Source organism: Actinospica durhamensis (assembly GCF_018139695.1).
Classification (GTDB): Bacteria; Actinomycetota; Actinomycetes; order Streptomycetales; family Catenulisporaceae; genus Actinospica; species Actinospica durhamensis.
Window position 1 is genome coordinate 1 of record NZ_JAGSOG010000210.1, and the last position, 15,755, is coordinate 15,755.

General features: G+C 72.7%; 13 protein-coding genes and 1 pseudogene. 6 read left to right on the top strand and 8 right to left on the bottom strand.

The window, feature by feature from the left end:
• Positions 1-272 precede the first annotated feature (272 nt).
• Positions 273-1,367 carry a response regulator gene (locus tag KDL01_RS45530; protein WP_212531983.1) on the top strand — a complete coding sequence of 365 codons (1,095 nt, stop codon included), beginning with the start codon at positions 273-275 and terminating at the stop codon, positions 1,365-1,367.
• A 68-nt stretch (positions 1,368-1,435) separates the two neighbouring features.
• Here the strand turns inward: KDL01_RS45530 and KDL01_RS29830 are convergent, their stop codons facing one another.
• Both KDL01_RS29830 and KDL01_RS29835 read right to left on the bottom strand, forming a co-directional pair.
• Positions 1,436-3,022, bottom strand: coding sequence for a SpoIIE family protein phosphatase (locus tag KDL01_RS29830; protein ID WP_212531984.1), 1,587 nt, complete (start codon positions 3,020-3,022; stop codon positions 1,436-1,438).
• A 232-nt stretch (positions 3,023-3,254) separates the two neighbouring features.
• Positions 3,255-4,031, bottom strand: coding sequence for a SigB/SigF/SigG family RNA polymerase sigma factor (locus KDL01_RS29835; RefSeq protein ID WP_212531995.1), 777 nt, complete (start codon positions 4,029-4,031; stop codon positions 3,255-3,257).
• 109 nt (positions 4,032-4,140) lie between these two features.
• Here KDL01_RS29835 and KDL01_RS29840 point away from each other — a divergent pair, with 109 nt between their 5' ends.
• Both KDL01_RS29840 and KDL01_RS43915 read left to right on the top strand, forming a co-directional pair.
• A complete protein-coding gene (locus tag KDL01_RS29840) occupies positions 4,141-8,289 on the top strand; it encodes a HAMP domain-containing hybrid sensor histidine kinase/response regulator (protein WP_212531985.1) in 4,149 nt (1,382 codons plus the stop codon).
• Positions 8,290-8,367: 78 nt separating this feature from the next.
• Positions 8,368-8,763: an STAS domain-containing protein gene (locus KDL01_RS43915; protein ID WP_212531986.1), complete on the top strand. Its 396-nt coding sequence runs from the start codon at positions 8,368-8,370 to the stop codon at positions 8,761-8,763.
• A gap of 46 nt (positions 8,764-8,809) precedes the next feature.
• Here KDL01_RS43915 and ligD read toward each other — a convergent pair whose 3' ends face one another.
• From ligD to KDL01_RS46120, 4 genes and pseudogenes are all read right to left on the bottom strand, one after another.
• Positions 8,810-9,847: a non-homologous end-joining DNA ligase gene (gene ligD, locus KDL01_RS29850; RefSeq protein WP_212531987.1), complete on the bottom strand. Its 1,038-nt coding sequence runs from the start codon at positions 9,845-9,847 to the stop codon at positions 8,810-8,812.
• Positions 9,848-9,864: 17 nt separating this feature from the next.
• The gene (locus tag KDL01_RS29855; protein ID WP_212531988.1) at positions 9,865-10,572 is read right to left on the bottom strand and encodes a hypothetical protein; all 708 of its coding nucleotides are present in this window, start codon (positions 10,570-10,572) and stop codon (positions 9,865-9,867) included.
• Between the two features lie 77 nt (positions 10,573-10,649).
• Complete coding sequence (locus tag KDL01_RS46115; protein ID WP_438801996.1) at positions 10,650-11,288, bottom strand: endonuclease; 639 nt, start codon at positions 11,286-11,288, stop codon at positions 10,650-10,652.
• 138 nt (positions 11,289-11,426) lie between these two features.
• Positions 11,427-11,984, bottom strand: a pseudogene (locus KDL01_RS46120) (DNA polymerase ligase N-terminal domain-containing protein); the annotation flags it as partial.
• Positions 11,985-12,116: 132 nt separating this feature from the next.
• Here KDL01_RS46120 and nuoD point away from each other — a divergent pair.
• Together nuoD and ku are read left to right on the top strand one after the other, a co-directional pair.
• On the top strand, positions 12,117-13,427 hold the full coding sequence (nuoD, locus tag KDL01_RS29865) for an NADH dehydrogenase (quinone) subunit D (protein ID WP_212531990.1): 1,311 nt from the start codon (positions 12,117-12,119) through the stop codon (positions 13,425-13,427).
• A 163-nt stretch (positions 13,428-13,590) separates the two neighbouring features.
• Positions 13,591-14,562: a non-homologous end joining protein Ku gene (gene ku, locus KDL01_RS29870; protein WP_281415673.1), complete on the top strand. Its 972-nt coding sequence runs from the start codon at positions 13,591-13,593 to the stop codon at positions 14,560-14,562.
• Between the two features lie 38 nt (positions 14,563-14,600).
• Here ku and KDL01_RS29875 read toward each other — a convergent pair whose 3' ends face one another.
• A complete protein-coding gene (locus KDL01_RS29875) occupies positions 14,601-14,933 on the bottom strand; it encodes a cupin domain-containing protein (protein WP_212531992.1) in 333 nt (110 codons plus the stop codon).
• Between the two features lie 128 nt (positions 14,934-15,061).
• On the opposite strand from KDL01_RS29875, the gene KDL01_RS29880 reads away from it, so the two are divergent.
• Positions 15,062-15,340: a hypothetical protein gene (locus KDL01_RS29880; RefSeq protein ID WP_212531993.1), complete on the top strand. Its 279-nt coding sequence runs from the start codon at positions 15,062-15,064 to the stop codon at positions 15,338-15,340.
• A gap of 39 nt (positions 15,341-15,379) precedes the next feature.
• Here KDL01_RS29880 and KDL01_RS29885 read toward each other — a convergent pair.
• On the bottom strand, positions 15,380-15,755 hold a 376-nt coding region (locus tag KDL01_RS29885; RefSeq protein WP_212531994.1), incomplete at its 5' end, for a C40 family peptidase.

A 15,755-nucleotide genomic window follows, 5' to 3' on the forward strand; every position in this document is an offset into this window, starting at 1 on the left:
GCGCCGAACCCGCCGGCCCCGACGCCGACACCGCCGACTCCCACGCCGCCGAGGCCGCCGACGCCGCCGAATCCGGACCGCCCGCAGCGCCCGCCGACCCCGCCGGAGCCGCAGCCCTGGCCGCCGATTCCGGAGCCCGGACCGGACATCCCGCCGCTCCCGGCCTTGGACTGAGCGGTCCACCGACCTGCGCCCACGGATGTCGTACGCCTGGTACCTTCACTAGCGCCGCTCGTCAATCGTCGAACCCGCGGCCGACCGAGGAGGAGACTGTGAGCGGCGCCCACGAGGACAGTGCCGGGGACGCACGCCTCGAGAGCCTGCTGCACTCGATGCGGGCCTTCTACGACGGAGACACCTCGGCCCGCGTCCCGGTCGTGCCGGGGCAGAACGACCAGGTGGCCGACCTGTGCCGGCTGTTCAACGCGATCGCCGAGCACTCCGCGCTGATCGAACGGCGCCTCGAGCTCGCCCGCGGCGAGTCCCGCCGCGCCGCGGCGGCCGGCGGAGCGGCGGCACCGGCCCCGTCCGCGGCGATCGTGGTCTTCGAGGACGCCTCGCAGCGCGAAGCGCTCGAACCCATGCGCACCACCGCGCAGGCGGCCGTGCGCGGCCTCGGCGGCAGCTGGGAGCGCGCCACCGTGCTCTCGGTGCGCTCGCCGGAGGACGTGCGCGACGCCGTGTTGGGCGGGCACCGCATCGTGTGCGCGCTGCTCGACGCGCGCTCCCCGCGCGAGCCCATGCTCGAGGCGGGCCGGGCGCTGGAGGCGGCGGCCTCGGACGCGCCGACGGTGTACTTCGCGCCGGAGGGCGACCCCGGGGCGGCCGAGCGCGCGGCCGAGGCCGCGGGCGGGCACTCGCGGGCCGAGATCGTGCGCTCGATCGGCCAGGCGTCCGAGCGGCTGACGCTGCACTGGCTCACCAACGCGCCCGGTTCGGACGATGTGACGGCGGATCAGCCCGAGCGCGGCTACGGCCAGCAGCGCTTCGAGGGCGAGAAGGTGCTGATCGTGGACGACGACGTGCGCAACGTCTTCGCCATGGTGAGCGCGCTCGAGCTGTACGGCCTGACCGCGGTGACCGCGGACAGCGGCTACGAGGCGCTGGAGATCCTGGAGCGCACCCCGGACATCAGCGTGGTGCTGATGGACCTGATGATGCCGGGCCTGGACGGCTACGCGACCACCGCGCGGATCCGGGCGCACGAGTCCTCCGACGAGCTGCCCATCATCGCCGTCACCGCGCGCACCGCGCAGGCGGACCGGGAGCGCAGCCGCGCGGCCGGGATCAACGAGCACGTCACCAAGCCGGTCGAGGTCGAGCACCTGCTCAGCCTGATCAGGGGCCTGCTCCAACAGCAGCGCTGACGCGGCGTCGGATCCCGCCCCACGCCGGCTCACGCCGCCCGACACCGGCCGGTGCCGGGCCGTGCGCGTCAGTGGAAGCGCACGGCCACCAGGCAGGCGTCGTCGTCGGTGTCCGAACGGACGTTGCCCATGATGTCGTCGACGTACTTCTCCAGCTCGCCCACCGGCGCGGAGGCGAACAGCAGCAGCGAGGCGGTGTTCTCGTCGGGGGCGCGCCGGCGCCGCTCGATCAGGCCGTCGGTGTAGAGCAGCAGCACGTCGCCGGGGGCGACCTCGAGCTCCCGCTCCTCGTACTCCATGTCCTGGTCGATGCCGAGCATGCCGCTGGCGGGCTTGGCCAGCGCCTCGGCCCGTCCGTCGCGCACGTACACCGGGCTGGGGTGCCCGGCGTTGGACAGGCTCAGCCGCCGCAGCTGCGGGTCGTAGATGGCGCAGCAGGCGCTGGCCAGGGTGAACTCGGACAGGCCGCAGGTCAGGACGTTGAGCCAGCGCAGCAGTCCGGCCGCACCGGAGCCGGTCACGGCCAGGCCCTGCAGGGCGTGGTAGAGCCGGGCCATGGCGGTCGCGGCCGGGAACCCGTGCCCGGCCACGTCGCCGATGTGCATCAGGACCTTGCCGTCGGCGAGGCGGGCCACGCCGTACCAGTCCCCGCCGACCCCGGCCGCGGCGCTCGCGGGCCGGTAGCGGGCGACCACCTCGACCCCGGGCACGTCGTCGGGCACCGGGCCGGTGGGCATGATGACCTGCTGCAGCAGCCCGGCGAGCTGGCGCTCGGACTCGGCCCTGGTACGCCGCGCGGCCAACTGCACTTGGGCGATCTCCAGCGCGGTCTGGGCCCGGCGGCGCACCGTGACGTCCTGGACGCTGCCGTAGACGCGCACCACCGCGCCCGCCTCGTCCACGACCGGGTCGCCGCCGAAGCGGATGTGGCGCACCGCGCCGGCCGGTTGCAGCACCCTGACCTCGACGTGGCCGGGGCGCGACTCGGCGATCAGGGAGCGGAGGAAGGCCTCGTACTCGGCCGCGTCCTCGTGGTGGACCTGGTAGGGCGGCTCGTCCACCGGCAGCGGACCCGGCGGGTCGCTGGAGCCGAGCACGGCCAGGGCCTGGGCGTACCAGTGCACGGCGCCGCTGCGCACGTTCCACTCCCACGGCCCGGTCCCGGCCAGCCGGTGCACCTTCTCCTCCCAGGCCGGATCGGTTCCGGCGGTGCCGCGGTGCGGGCGGAGGGTGACGAGCAGCAGCCCGGGTTCGATCCGTACCGCGCCAACCGAGATGCTGCGCGGGCGCACCCGGTCGCCGGGCTCCCCGCGGTCCTCGTACTCGTGGTCGTGGATGCGCAGCGGCGTGCCGGTCTCGACCACCTCGTCGAGCGCCTCGAGCAGGCCGGAGGGACCGGCCCAGGGCATCAGCTCGGTGAGCGAGCGGCCGCGCAGCCTGCGGTCGTCGGGGGTGGGGGCGAGCAGGTCCGCGGCGGCGATGTTGGAGGCGAGCACGCGCAGCTCGGCGCCGGGGCCGTCGGCGGCCTGGCCGGCGCGCACCAGCAGCGAGGGCTCGAAGGAGGTGTCGACCACGCTGCGCAGCAGCTCGAGCCGCTCCCCCTCGGGCAGCCCGGTGGGGCCCGGCTGCCCTGCCGCAGGGGTCGTGCGCGCCATCAACCAGCTCCCGGAGACGTGTCAGTGGTCCCGCCCTCGTGCCCGACTCGCGAGCACGGCTCGTGCGGCCGCGCGTGCGCCGGGGGCTCGCCCGCGGCGGCGCAGGGCCGAGGGCCTTGCTCTCCTCCATGGTACGCAACACAGGGCCGGTCAGCAGGCACGCTGCCGAACGGGCCGCCGCATGGTACGCCCCGTGCGCCGGGCGGATCCGCCGCGCGCGCCCCGGCCCGGCTCAGCGCCGGGGTTCCTCGCGCAGGTCGAACCCCTGGCGCAGCCGGGCCAGGATGCGCGCGAGCAGCCGGGAGACCTGCATCGGGGAGACGTCGAGCTCGGCCCCGATCTGGGCGAGCGTCCGGCCGCGGAAGAAGCGCAGCAACAGGATCCGCTTGTCCCGCTCGGGCAGCGCCGCGACCTGCGCCTTGAGCACCTCGTGGTCGACCACGGCGTCGAAGCCGGGGTCGGTGTGCCCGAGCAGCTCGCCGAGCTCGCTTGACCCGTCCGCGGAGCAGGGGCCGTCCAGGGAGGCGGCCGTGTACGCGCTGGACGCGTCGAGCGCCTCGACCACCTCGTCGTGCTCCACCTCGAGGTGCGCGGCGAGTTCGGCCAGGGTCGGCTGGCGGCCGAGCCGGGCGGTGAGCTCGTCGGCCGCGCCGTGCACGGCCACGGCGAGTTCGCGCAGGCCGCGGGCGACGTGCACGTCCCAGGTCGCGTCGCGGTAGTAGCGGCGGATCTCGCCGACGATGGTGGGGGTGGCGTAGGCCAGGAAGCCGACCCCGCGGGCCGGGTCGAAGTGGTCCACGGCCTTGACCAGGCCGAGATAGGCCACCTGGACCAGGTCCTCGGCCGGACCGCCGCGCCGGCCGTAGCGCAGCGCGATGCCGCGGGCGTAGCCCATGTGCTCCCGGATCACCGCGTCGCGCAGCGCCGCCCGTTCGGTGTCGCCGTCCGGCAGCGCCGCCATGCGCTCGAGCGCGCGCATGGTGTCCGCGCGCCAGGCGTCGCGTCCCATCACTCCCACACGGTACTGCGGCCCGGACTTTCCCTCGCGTCGAGCGGGCAAGGCCCTACCCTTACCTGGACGAGCGGCGAGTGACCCGGGCGAGCGGAGGAACGAGGCGATGGCTTCGCGAACGAGCGGTGGCGGCGCGGACGCGGGTGACGGTGGGGAGGCCCCCGGCCTGCGCCAGCTGCTGGTGGGTCTGACCGCGGTGCGCGACGGCGATTTCGGCACCCGCCTGCCCGAGGACGGCGGCGGGCTGCTCGGCGAGATCGCGACCGTGTTCAACGGCATGGTCGACCAGCTCTCGCTGTTCACCTCCGAGGTCACCCGGGTGGCGCGGGAGGTCGGCACCGAGGGCCGGCTGGGCGGGCAGGCGCAGGTGCCCGGGGTGTTCGGCACCTGGGCCGACCTGACCGACTCGGTGAACGCGATGGCGGGCAACCTGACCACGCAGGTGCGCGACATCGCGCAGGTGGCCACCGCGGTGGCCAAGGGCGACCTGTCCCGGAAGATCGACGTGGACGCGCGCGGCGAGATCCTCGAGCTCAAGAACACCCTCAACACCATGGTCGACCAGCTCTCCTCCTTCGCCGCCGAGGTCACCCGCGTCGCGCGCGAAGTCGGCACCGAAGGACGACTCGGCGGCCAGGCCGACGTCCAAGGCGTGTCGGGCACCTGGAAAGACCTCACCGAATCCGTCAACGTCATGGCCAACAACCTCACGACCCAGGTGCGCGACATCGCGCAGGTGGCCACCGCGGTGGCCAAGGGCGACCTGTCCAGCAAGATCGACGTGGACGCGCGCGGCGAGATCCTGGAACTCAAGAACACCCTCAACACCATGGTCGACCAGCTCTCCTCCTTCGCCGCCGAGGTCACCCGCGTCGCGCGCGAAGTCGGCACCGAAGGACGACTCGGCGGCCAGGCCGACGTCCAAGGCGTGTCGGGCACCTGGAAAGACCTCACCGAATCCGTCAACATCATGGCCAACAACCTCACCAGCCAGGTGCGCAACATCGCGCAGGTGACCACGGCGGTCGCGGACGGGGATTTGTCGCAGAAGATCCGGGTGGACGCGCGCGGGGAGATCCTGGAGCTGAAGGAGACCATCAACACGATGGTCGACCAGCTCTCCGCGTTCGCGGACGAGGTCACCCGCGTCGCGCGCGAGGTGGGCACCGAGGGCAACCTGGGCGGGCAGGCGACCGTGCGCGGTGTGTCCGGGACCTGGAAGGACCTGACCGACAACGTCAACGTGATGGCGTCCAACCTGACCGGGCAGGTCCGGTCCATCGCACAGGTGGCCAGCGCGGTGGCCCGCGGCGATCTGTCGCAGAAGATCACGGTCGAGGCCAAGGGCGAGGTGGCCGCGCTGGCCGAGGCGATCAACGCCATGGTCGACACGCTCTCCGCGTTCGCGGACGAGGTCACCCGGGTCGCGCGCGAGGTGGGCACCGAGGGCATCCTGGGCGGGCAGGCGCGGGTGGCGAACGTGGCCGGGACCTGGAAGGACCTGACCGACAACGTCAACTCGATGGCGACGAACCTGACCAACCAGGTGCGCAACATCGCCCAGGTGACCACGGCCGTGGCCGAGGGCGACCTGACTCGCAAGATCGACGTGGACGCGCGCGGCGAGATCCTCGCGCTCAAGACCACCATCAACACGATGGTCGATCAGCTCTCCTCCTTCGCCGCGGAGGTCACCCGGGTGGCGCGTGAGGTGGGCAGCGAGGGGCGGCTGGGCGGGCAGGCGGAGGTCGAGGGCGTCTCGGGCACCTGGAAGCGGCTGACCGAGAACGTCAACGGCCTGGCCGGCAACCTGACCCGGCAGGTGCGTGCGATCGCCGAGGTGACCAGCGCGGTGGCCGAGGGCGACCTGACCCGGTCCATCACGGTGGAGGCCTCCGGTGAGGTGGCCGAGCTCAAGGACAACATCAACGCGATGGTGGGCTCGCTGCGCGAGACCACCCGGGCCAACCGGGACCAGGACTGGCTCAAGTCCAGCCTGGCCGAGGTCACCGGGCTCACCCAGGGCCGCCGGGACCTGGCCGAGGTGGCCGAGCTGATCATGAGCCGGCTCACGCCGTTGGTCCAGGCCCAGTACGGGGCGTTCTTCCTGGCCGAGGACGGGCCCGAGGGCACCGAACTGCGGCTGATCGCCTCGTACGCCGACCCGGGCGATCCGCGCACCCCGCGCCGGTTCCGGCTGGGCCAGTCCCTGGTGGGGCAGTCCGCGCGCGACCGCGGCATCATCGCGCTCGACGACGTGCCGCCGGACTACATCCGGATCACCTCCGGGCTCGGCGGCGCCGCGCCCACCAGCCTGCTGGTGCTCCCGATCGCGGCCGAGGGCCAGGTGCTCGGGGTGATCGAGCTCGCCGCGGTACGCCGGTTCACCGCGGTGCAGCGCTCGTTCCTGGAGCAGCTGATGGACTCGATCGGCATCAACCTCAACACGATCGTGGCCAACGCGCGCACCGACGAGCTGCTCGGGGAGTCGCAGCGGCTGACCGTGGAGCTGCAGGCCAGGCAGCAGGAGTTGCAGAGCTCGAATGAAGAGCTCGAAGCGAAGAACCTGGAGATCGAGCAGGCCCGCCAGGAGCTCGAGGAGCGGGCCAGGCAGCTGGCGCTGGCCTCCACCTACAAATCCGAGTTCCTGGCCAACATGAGCCACGAGCTGCGCACCCCGCTCAACAGCCTGCTGATCCTGGCCCAGCTGCTCGCGCAGAACGCCGCGCACAACCTGACGCCCAAGCAGGTCGAGTACGCCGAGGTGATCCACTCGGCCGGCTCGGACCTGCTGCAGCTGATCAACGACATTCTGGACCTGTCCAAGGTCGAGGCCGGGAAGATGGTGGTCGAGCCCGAGCCGGTGGCGGTGCCCAAGCTGCTCGAGGACCTGGAGACCACGTTCCGGCCGCTGACCGGGCAGAAGGGCCTGCGCTTCGCGGTGACCGCGGCGCCGGACGTGCCCGCGCAGGTGGTGACCGACGGCGGCCGGGTGCAGCAGGTGCTGCGCAACCTGCTCTCGAACGCGGTGAAGTTCACCGAGTCCGGCCAGGTCGACCTGGAGCTTGGCCTGGCCCGGCCGCGGGAGGTGCCCGCGCCGGTGCGCGCGGACGTGCCGGTGCTCGCGTTCCGGGTCAAGGACACCGGGATAGGCATCCCGGACAGCCAGCTCGAGAACGTCTTCGGCGCGTTCCAGCAGGCCGACGGCACCACCAGCCGCAAGTACGGCGGGACCGGGCTCGGCCTGTCGATCAGCCGGGAGATCGCGAGCCTGCTCGGCGGGTCGATCGGGGTGCGCAGCACGGTCGGGGTGGGCAGCGAGTTCACCCTGTACCTGCCCGCGCAGCCCCCGGCCCGGGACGCCGACCCGCGTGAGGCCGTCTCGGCGGTGCCTGCGCCCACCGCCCGTGTGCTGGTGATCGAGCGGCCGCGCGGCGGAGCGCTCACGCGGCTGGCCGAGAGCGCGGCCGAGGAGCTCACCCAGGCGGCCGGGGAGCCGGTGGTGGTCGAGACGGCACAGGACGCGCGCGAGGCCACCGCGCTGGCCTCGGCCACCCTGGCCGGGTCGGTGCGCTGCGCGGTGCTGCAGCTCGACCTGCCCGGGGAGGGGATGCTGCGGATGCTCGAGGCGTTCGCCGGCGCCCCCGCGCTGCGCGACCTGCCGGTGCTCGCCTACCAGGCCCCCGGGCTCGACCCGTCCTCGCACCGGCTGCTGCTCACCCACGCCCGCAACCACCCGCTGGAGCTGGTGGCGAGCCTGGACGAGCTGCGCCAGCGGATCGCCGAGCACCTGACCGCGGGCCGGCTCCCGGAGGAGTACTCCGCGCACCCCGAGAAGCCGGCCGAGCCCGCCGCGGTCCCGGCCGACGACGGCCGGCTGGCCGGGCGCACGGTGCTGGTCGTGGACGACGACCCGCGCAACGTCTTCGCCCTGTCCAGCATCCTCGAGTTCTACGGGATGCGGGTGCTGCACGCGGGCAACGGCCGCACCGGTATCCGGATCCTGCGACAGCACCCGGAGATCGACCTGGTGCTGATGGACGTGATGATGCCGGAGATGGACGGCTACGAGGCGACCGCGCTCATCCGCACCGACCCCGCGTACGCGCACCTGCCGATCATCGCGGTGACGGCGAAGGCGATGCAGGGCGACCGGGAGAAGAGCCTGGACGCCGGGGCCACCGACTACGTCGCCAAGCCGGTCGAGGCGCACGAGCTGGTGCGCCGGATCCGGCGGTACCTGGAGCGGCGGTGACCGGTGGCGGCCCGGCGGGCCGGGCGGACGGCGCCGGTGCGCGGCCGGGCCCGGCGCCCACCGGGCACGCCTGGTAGCGTGGAACGCACCCGCGAGGCCTGCGACGAAGGGCGGCACAGCGTGACCGACCAGATCACTCCGAGACTGTCGGTGACGGCGTACGAGGAAGCCTCCGTCCCGGCGACCGTGGTGGTGGCGAAGGGAGACGTGGATCTCGCCTCGGCTGACCACCTGCGCACCCTGCTGCTGCCCGCGATCGAACAGGGCACCACCGTGCTCGACCTGACCGGAGTAGAGTTCTGCGACTCCAGCGGTCTACGGGTGCTGATGGAGGTGGACCGCAAGGCCAGGGCGGACGGCGCGAGCTTCCGGCTGGCCGGCCCGACCGCCCCGGTGGAGCGGCTGCTCGGGCTGACCAAGGCGCACGAGGTGCTCTCGGTCTACCCGGACGTCGAGACCGCGCTGCACGCCTGACCGACCCGGTCCCGTCGGGCCCGCGTCCAGGCCCGCGTCGGCCGGGTCAGGGCTGCTCGGGCGTCTCCCGCACCACCTCGCGGGCCCGCTTGTCCGGGCGCAGACCCAGGTAGCGCGGGTGGCGCAGCATCCCGTCGCGGGTCCACAGCGAGAATCCGACCTGCGCGACGAGCTCGGGCCGGACCCAGTGCACGACGCCGCGTTCGCGCACCTCGGTCCAGGACGGTTCGGCCGCGAACGGCGAGGTGCGCCGAGCCAGCGTGTCGAGGCGTTCCCGCAGGGCCCGCAGCGTCGCCACGTCCCAGCCGGTGCCGACCTTGCCCGCGTACCGCAGCCGGCCTTCGTCGTAGTAGCCGAGCAGCAGCGCCCCGAATCCGACGCGCGTGCCCGAGGGTTCGGTGAAGCCGCAGACCACGAACTCCTGGGCCTTGGCGCACTTGAGCTTGAGCCAGTCGGGCGAGCGGCGGTGCTGGTAGGGACCGGTCGCGCGCTTGGCGATCAGCCCCTCCCAGCCGCGCGTGCAGGCGCGTTCGAGGGCCGGGGCGGCATCCTTCGCAGCACGCTGATGCGTGGTGTAACGCAGCGGCGCGGCGTACGCCACCGCCTCGCGGAGCAGGGCTTTGCGGGTGAGCAGCGGCAGCCGGGTGATGTCGTTGCCCTCCAGCCGCAGCAGGTCGAACAGGTAGTAGGTGACCTTGACCCGGCTGCGCCGCGCCTCGCCCGGATCGGTCAGGCCGATCCGCTGCTGCAGCCGCCCGAAGTCGGTCACGCCGCGCTCGAGCGCCACGATCTCCCCGTCCACGGCGAAGTCGGCGCACGGCTGGGCCGCGAGGGCCTCGACGAGTTCCGGGAACGCGGCGTTGAGCGGCTTGCCGGTGCGCGAGAGCAGCCGGACCCGGTCCCCGACCCGCACCGCGAGCGCGCGGATGCCGTCCAGTTTCCGCTCCACGATCCAGTCCTCGCCGAAGACGCGACGGTCGCTCGGCGTGGCGAGCATCGCAGAACCCGGATTCTCAGGGGCCGGGCGCAGCAGGGACGCCTGGCGGGCCACGAGTTCCTCGAGCGAGTACTCCGCGCCCGTCATCGTCGTCGTCCCCGTGATCAACTGGTGCCGGCCGGCTGCCCCGGGTGCGCCCACAGCCCGTGCCACATCTGCCGGAACAGGGCCCTGATCCGGTGCGGACGCGGCCGGCCCTCGGCCCGCGCCTGCGCCTCGATCACCTCGCTCTCGAGGTCCTTGATACCCCCGGCGACCTCGACGGCCGCACGCGCCGCGGCCATCGCGTCCCGCAGCTGCCCGCCGAGCCGCATGCTCTCGGTCAGCGGGCAGACCCGGTTGAGCTGAGCGAGCAGCACCGCGTCCTGCTGCTCGACGTGGCTCTGGATCCCGGCGACGAGCTGGCCCACGAGGATGTCGAGCTCCTCGGCCTGGTCGAAGACGGCGGAGGCGTCCGTCTGCGCGTCGGCCTCCGCAGGGGGCACGGCGTCGGCCGGGGCGTCGTTCGCGGGGGCGGGTGCGTCCGTGGCCGGCTCGCACAGGCGCAGGTACGCCGCCATCGTCTGGATGACGGCCTGATGTCGACCCGCCTCGTCGGCCACCGCGCGCGCCCCGTCCGGCAGATACCGCTGCACCGCCGGCATCAGATAGCGCGCCTCGACCTCGGCGTGTACGGCGTAGCGGCCGCAGATCTCCAGCACGATCGCGCGGCGCGCCGGGCCCGCGCCGAGCGTGGAGACCAGTGTGGCCAAGCGGTCGATCTCGTCGTGTTCCCTGGCGAGTTCGGCCGCCGCCTCGGGTGTCCGCACCATTGCGTCCATAGTCGCTCACCCGCCCATACCTGGTTCGTCATCTGCCGTGTACCCGGCCCGAAGGCCGCTATGCGCGGTCACAATGTGGCCCGCACCAGCGCCGCGGCCAAGCGCGGCAGCCGGTCCGGCTCGACCAGTGCGGCCAGCCGCCTCGGATCGCGCGGTAGGCGCAGCAGGGCCGCGCCGTCCAGCGCCCGTCGGTCGAAGGAGGGGCGCAGCTGCGGCCAGACGCCCTGGGCCTCGCGGCAGAAGATCTCCGCCCCGACCGGCCCGATCCGCCGGAACTCCCGCAGCAACTGCCTGATCCGCGCCGGATCCCCGCCGGCTTCCTCGCGCAACCGCCGCAGGTCCCCGTGCCAGCGCTCCAGCAGCAGCGTCGCACCCTCGCCGAGTGCGGTCGCGGTGCTCTCGTCATAGCGCTTGTAGTGCGCCCGGCCCAGCGCGTCGACCACCTCCTGCCAGGACGCGGCGGCCATGGCGCGCGGCGTACGCCAGCCTGCCGCGTAGATCTCCCGCGCCGCGGCGAGCGCGATCGGGGTACCGATCCGCACCGAGAGCAGGGTGGTGAGCACGAGCAGCTGGTAGAGCGGGCTCGGCGTGTCCTTCAGCCGGATCCCCGCCTCGTGCGCGTACGTCTCGCCGGACTCCTCGAGCAGCCTGGCGACTCGGTCCTGCGCTGAGCGGCCACCACGGCTCGGACCCGCGTCCGAAGCGATCCGGCCGAGCGTGCGTCCGGTGCGGGCCGAGCGCAGCCGCCGCGGATCCGCGTCCGATTCGCCCGCCTTCGCGTACCGGTCGGATTTCTTCACCAGCAGCCAGTCCCGGTCCGTGCCGTCGCTGCCGCGTTGCCGCATCCGGGTGAGCGCGTACGCCCCGTGCAGCTTGTGGCCGTCCAGCTTGAAGGACGCGTGCCCGTCCGCCAGCGCCTCGGCCAACGGCACCTCGCGGCCCGAGCGGCCCGGGCGGCCCTTGGCGCCGGTCAGGTTCCGGAAGGTGCCCTCGTCCCACACCATCACCGTCCCGCCGCCGTACTCGCCCGCGGGGATCACGCCCTCGAAGCTGCGATACTCCAGCGGATGGTCCTCTGTCGGCGTCGCCAGGCGTTTGACCTGCGGATCCGCCGACGGGCCCTTGGGTACCGCCCAGGACTTGAGCACGCCGTCCGCCTCGAGCCGGAAGTCGAAGTGCAGGGCCCGCGCGTCGTGCACCTGGACGACGAACACCGGCGCGCTCCGCGATCTCGCCGCGTTCTTCCCCGCGGCGCGCGAAACGCCCGGTTCGGCCGTCCGGTCGAACCGCCGCCGTCGCCGGTACTCGGCCAGGTCTGGATGTGCCGTCGCGTTCATCTCGCTCCTCGACCTCCTCGACCTCCTCGGGCGCCTCCTGCCGCACCGCGTCCCCCACTCCACCATCGTGCGGCGGTGGGTACGGTTGCCGCGAGTGGAGCGGCCGTCACGCCAGGTTTACCGGCCCCGCGACGGGTCACGAGTGAGGAACGAAGATCTTCACGCCCGTCCCGGCCCCGGGGCAGGGAGGCGGCGGCCATGGCCAAGGCAGACGCGCCAGACGGTCCGTACGTGGACGTCGGTATGGGCGAGAGCTGGGAGGACGTCGTCGCCTCGGTGCGGGAGAACAGCCAGGAGCGCATCGTCGTCAACCTCGGCCCGCAGCACCCCTCCACGCATGGCGTGCTGCGGCTGATCCTGGAGCTCGAGGGCGAGACCGTGATCGAGGCGCGGTGCGGCATCGGGTATCTGCACACCGGCATCGAGAAGAACTGCGAGTACCGCACCTGGAGCCAGGGCGTCACCTTCGTCACCCGCGCGGACTACCTCGCGCCCATGTTCAACGAGGCGGCCTACTGCCTCGGGGTCGAGGCCCTGCTCGACGCGACCGCGCAGATACCCGAGCGGGCGAACGTCATCCGGGTGATGCTGATGGAGCTCGGCCGGATCTCCTCGCACCTCGTCGCGATCGCCACCGCCGGGATGGAACTCGGCGCGATCACGGTGATGACCTTCGGGTTCCGCGAGCGGGAGCTGATCCTGGACATGCTCGAGGCGATCACCGGCAACCGGATGAACCACGCCTACATCCGCCCCGGCGGCCTGGTGAGCGACCTGCCGCCGGACGCCGCCGAGCGCATCCGCGAGCTGCTGCCGGTCCTGCGCAGCCGGCTCAAGGACTACCACCGGATGCTCGACGGCAACCCGATCTTCCTGGGCCGCACCCGCGACGTGGCGTTCCTCGACACCGCCGGCTGCCTCGCCGTCGGCGTCACCGGACCCGTGCTGCGCGCCACCGGGCTGCCGCACGATCTGCGCAAGTCGCAGCCGTACTGCGGCTACCAGGACTACGACTTCGAGGTGCCGACCCGGACCGAGGCCGACGCGTTCAGCCGGTACCGCGTACGCGTGGACGAGATGTACGAGTCGCTGCGCATCGTCGAGCAGTGCCTGGACCGGCTGCGGCCCGGGCCGGTCATGGTCGAGGACCCGAAGATCGCCTGGCCGGCCCGGCTCTCCCTCGGCGGCGACGGCCAGGGCATCGACCTCGAGCACGTGCGGCACATCATGGCCGAGTCCATGGAGGCTCTCATCTACCACTTCAAGCTGGTCACCGAGGGTTTCCGGGTCCCGGCCGGGCAGGTCTACACCGCGGTCGAGTCCCCCCGCGGCGAGCTCGGCGCGCACCTGGTGAGCGACGAGGGCACCCGCCCGTACCGGGTCCACCTGCGCGACCCGTCCTTCACCAACCTGCAGGCGCTGCCCGCCCTGGTCGAAGGCGGGCTGCTGGCGGACGTGATCGCAGCCGTCTCCTCGCTCGACCCGGTGCTCGGCGGCGTGGACCGCTGACGCACCGCAGAGGCCGCCCGCCGCGTCCAGCCCGCGTCCCGTCTCGAGGCTCGACTGTGGCGTCGACCACAGAGTGTCAAGTACCGAGCGCTCGATCGTTTTCGCGGCGGCGCCGGAGGGCATGTGCAGTGCGCGACACCTCGGTCACGCACTGGAGATGAGAATGCCAGCGAATTGGACGGGTTCGATCGTTTTCGGCATGGTCAGCGTGCCGGTGCAGCTGCTCAAGGCGACCGAGACGCACGCGGGGCCCAAATTCCACCAGGTGCATGAGAAGGACGGCGGGCGCATCCGGCTCAAGCGGTTCTGCGAGGCCGAGGACAAGGAGGTGCCCTACGCCGAGATCGCGAAGGGCTACGACCTCGGCGAGGACGAGGAGCTGATCCTCACCCCGGACGACCTCGACTCGCTGCCCATCCCCAGCAAGGGCACGATCGAGCTGCTCGCGTTCGTGGACGAGGACACCTTCGACCCGATGCAGTTCGACTCGGCCTACTACGTCGCCCCCAGCAAGCGCAGCCCGGCGAAGCCGTACGCGCTGCTGCGCGAGGCCATGCGCGAGACCGGCAAGGTCGGCGTCTCGAAGGTCACGCTCACCACCCGCGAATCGCTGGCCATCCTGCGCGTCAAGGACGACCTGCTGGTCCTGCACACGATGCTCTGGCCCGACGAGCTGCGCCCGGCCGGCGTCGACGCGCCGAGCGCGGACGTGCGCGCCGACGAGATGAAGATGGCGCGCACCCTCATGGACGCGCTCTCCGAGAACTTCGAGATCGACGCGCTGCACGACGAGTACCGCGAAGCCGTCGAGGCGCTCATCGAGTCCAAGGCCCAGGGCCTGGCGCCGTCCTCCACCGCGAAGCCAGCCCCCGCCTCGAACGTCGTGGACATCACCGCGATGCTCAAGCGCTCCATCGAGGCCCAGACCTCCCGCGGCGACTCGGGCGCCGGCGCCAAGAAGCGGGCCTCCGGTTCGGCGGCGAAGAAGTCCACCACCGCGGCGACCAAGCAGAAGCCCACTGCGACCGCGACCAAGCGCACGAGCGCCGCGAAGAAGACCGCGTCGAAGCGCACGGGCACCGCCGAGAAGGCCGAGAAGGCGGCGTCGGGGCGCGGCGGCCGCAAGGCCGGCTAAGCCGGCCAGGCCGGCCAGGCCGGATTGGCAGTCGCAGGCTAAGGCAGCTTGGCCACCGTCAGCACGATCACCGCGTCCTCGAGGGCTTCGAGGCTGTGCCGGGCGGGCGGGATGGCTAGCAGGTCGCCGGCCATGGCCTCCCAGGAGTCGTGGCCGCTGTGCAGGCGGACACGCCCGCGCAACACGAGGACGCTGGCCTCGCCGGGGTTGTCGTGCTCGTGCAACTCGTTGCCGGCCCGCAGCGCGACGACGGTCTGGCGCAGCACGTGCTCGTGGCCGCCGTACACGGTCTCGGCGCTGCGGCCGGCCGGCGCGGTCGCGGCGCGCTCCAGGTGTTCGCGGCCGAGCGCGTCGAGGGAGAACTTCTGCATGATCCGAGTCTGACACGCTGATCCCGACCCGGCCGGACGGCGCGCGTCGGCGGGTCGTCGCGGGAAGGATTCTCGTCAGCGCTGTGCTGCGGAGCCTTAGAGTGCCCTTCTGGAAAGGGGAGACGTCGATGGATGCGGCCCGGTCTGCTCGTGTGGATGCGGCGGTGCGCACAGCCGAGGTTGAACTCGGACCTTCGCCCGAGATGTCTGTGTTGCAGCGCGATCTGTTCGATGCCGGCGTGCACGGTGCCGATGCGGTCATGGTCACCATGCGGGTCATGGGCGTCGGCCTGGCCGAGGCGAACGAGGCGTTCTTCGGTAGCCCGTTGCGCGCGGCGGAGCGTGATTTCCAGAACTGGTTCATCGACGCGCTGGCGTCGGCGGCCGAGACCGACGAGCGCCAGTAGCAACTACCCACCGAGCATCAGGTGCCGCCGGGCCGCGGCTCAGTCGGGGCGCCTGATCGTGTAGATCGGCATCCACTTCATCTCCTGGATGGTGACGGTGGCGCCCCGGTGCGGCGCGACGACGACGCGGCCGTTGCCGGCGTAGATGCCGACGTGGGAGGCGTCGCGGTAGAAGATGACCAGGTCGCCGCGCTGGATCTGGCCGAGTGGGACGCGGGTGCCGGTGCGGGCCTGCTGCTGGGTGGTGCGCGGGATCGCTACTCCGGCGGCGCGCCAGGCGCGTTGGGTCAGGCCGGAGCAGTCGTAGCTCCAGGGGCCGGTGCCGCCGTAGACGTAGGGCTTGCCGCGTTGGGCCAGGGCGAAGTGCAGGGCGATCTCGCCGCGCAGGGACGCCCTGACGGCCGCCGGGCGGGCG

What these genes read in the sequence shown, in the direction of transcription:
- KDL01_RS29830 (WP_212531984.1), bottom strand. Translation starts at nt 3,022, where the DNA reads ATGGCGCGCACGACCCCTGCGGCAGGGCAGCCGGGCCCCACCGGGCTG.
- KDL01_RS29835 (WP_212531995.1), bottom strand. Translation starts at nt 4,031, where the DNA reads ATGGGACGCGACGCCTGGCGCGCGGACACCATGCGCGCGCTCGAGCGC.
- KDL01_RS29840 (WP_212531985.1), top strand. Translation starts at nt 4,141, where the DNA reads ATGGCTTCGCGAACGAGCGGTGGCGGCGCGGACGCGGGTGACGGTGGG.
- ligD (WP_212531987.1), bottom strand. Translation starts at nt 9,847, where the DNA reads ATGACGGGCGCGGAGTACTCGCTCGAGGAACTCGTGGCCCGCCAGGCG.
- KDL01_RS29855 (WP_212531988.1), bottom strand. Translation starts at nt 10,572, where the DNA reads ATGGTGCGGACACCCGAGGCGGCGGCCGAACTCGCCAGGGAACACGAC.
- nuoD (WP_212531990.1), top strand. Translation starts at nt 12,117, where the DNA reads ATGGCCAAGGCAGACGCGCCAGACGGTCCGTACGTGGACGTCGGTATG.
- ku (WP_281415673.1), top strand. Translation starts at nt 13,591, where the DNA reads ATGCCAGCGAATTGGACGGGTTCGATCGTTTTCGGCATGGTCAGCGTG.
- KDL01_RS29875 (WP_212531992.1), bottom strand. Translation starts at nt 14,933, where the DNA reads ATGCAGAAGTTCTCCCTCGACGCGCTCGGCCGCGAACACCTGGAGCGC.
- KDL01_RS29880 (WP_212531993.1), top strand. Translation starts at nt 15,062, where the DNA reads ATGGATGCGGCCCGGTCTGCTCGTGTGGATGCGGCGGTGCGCACAGCC.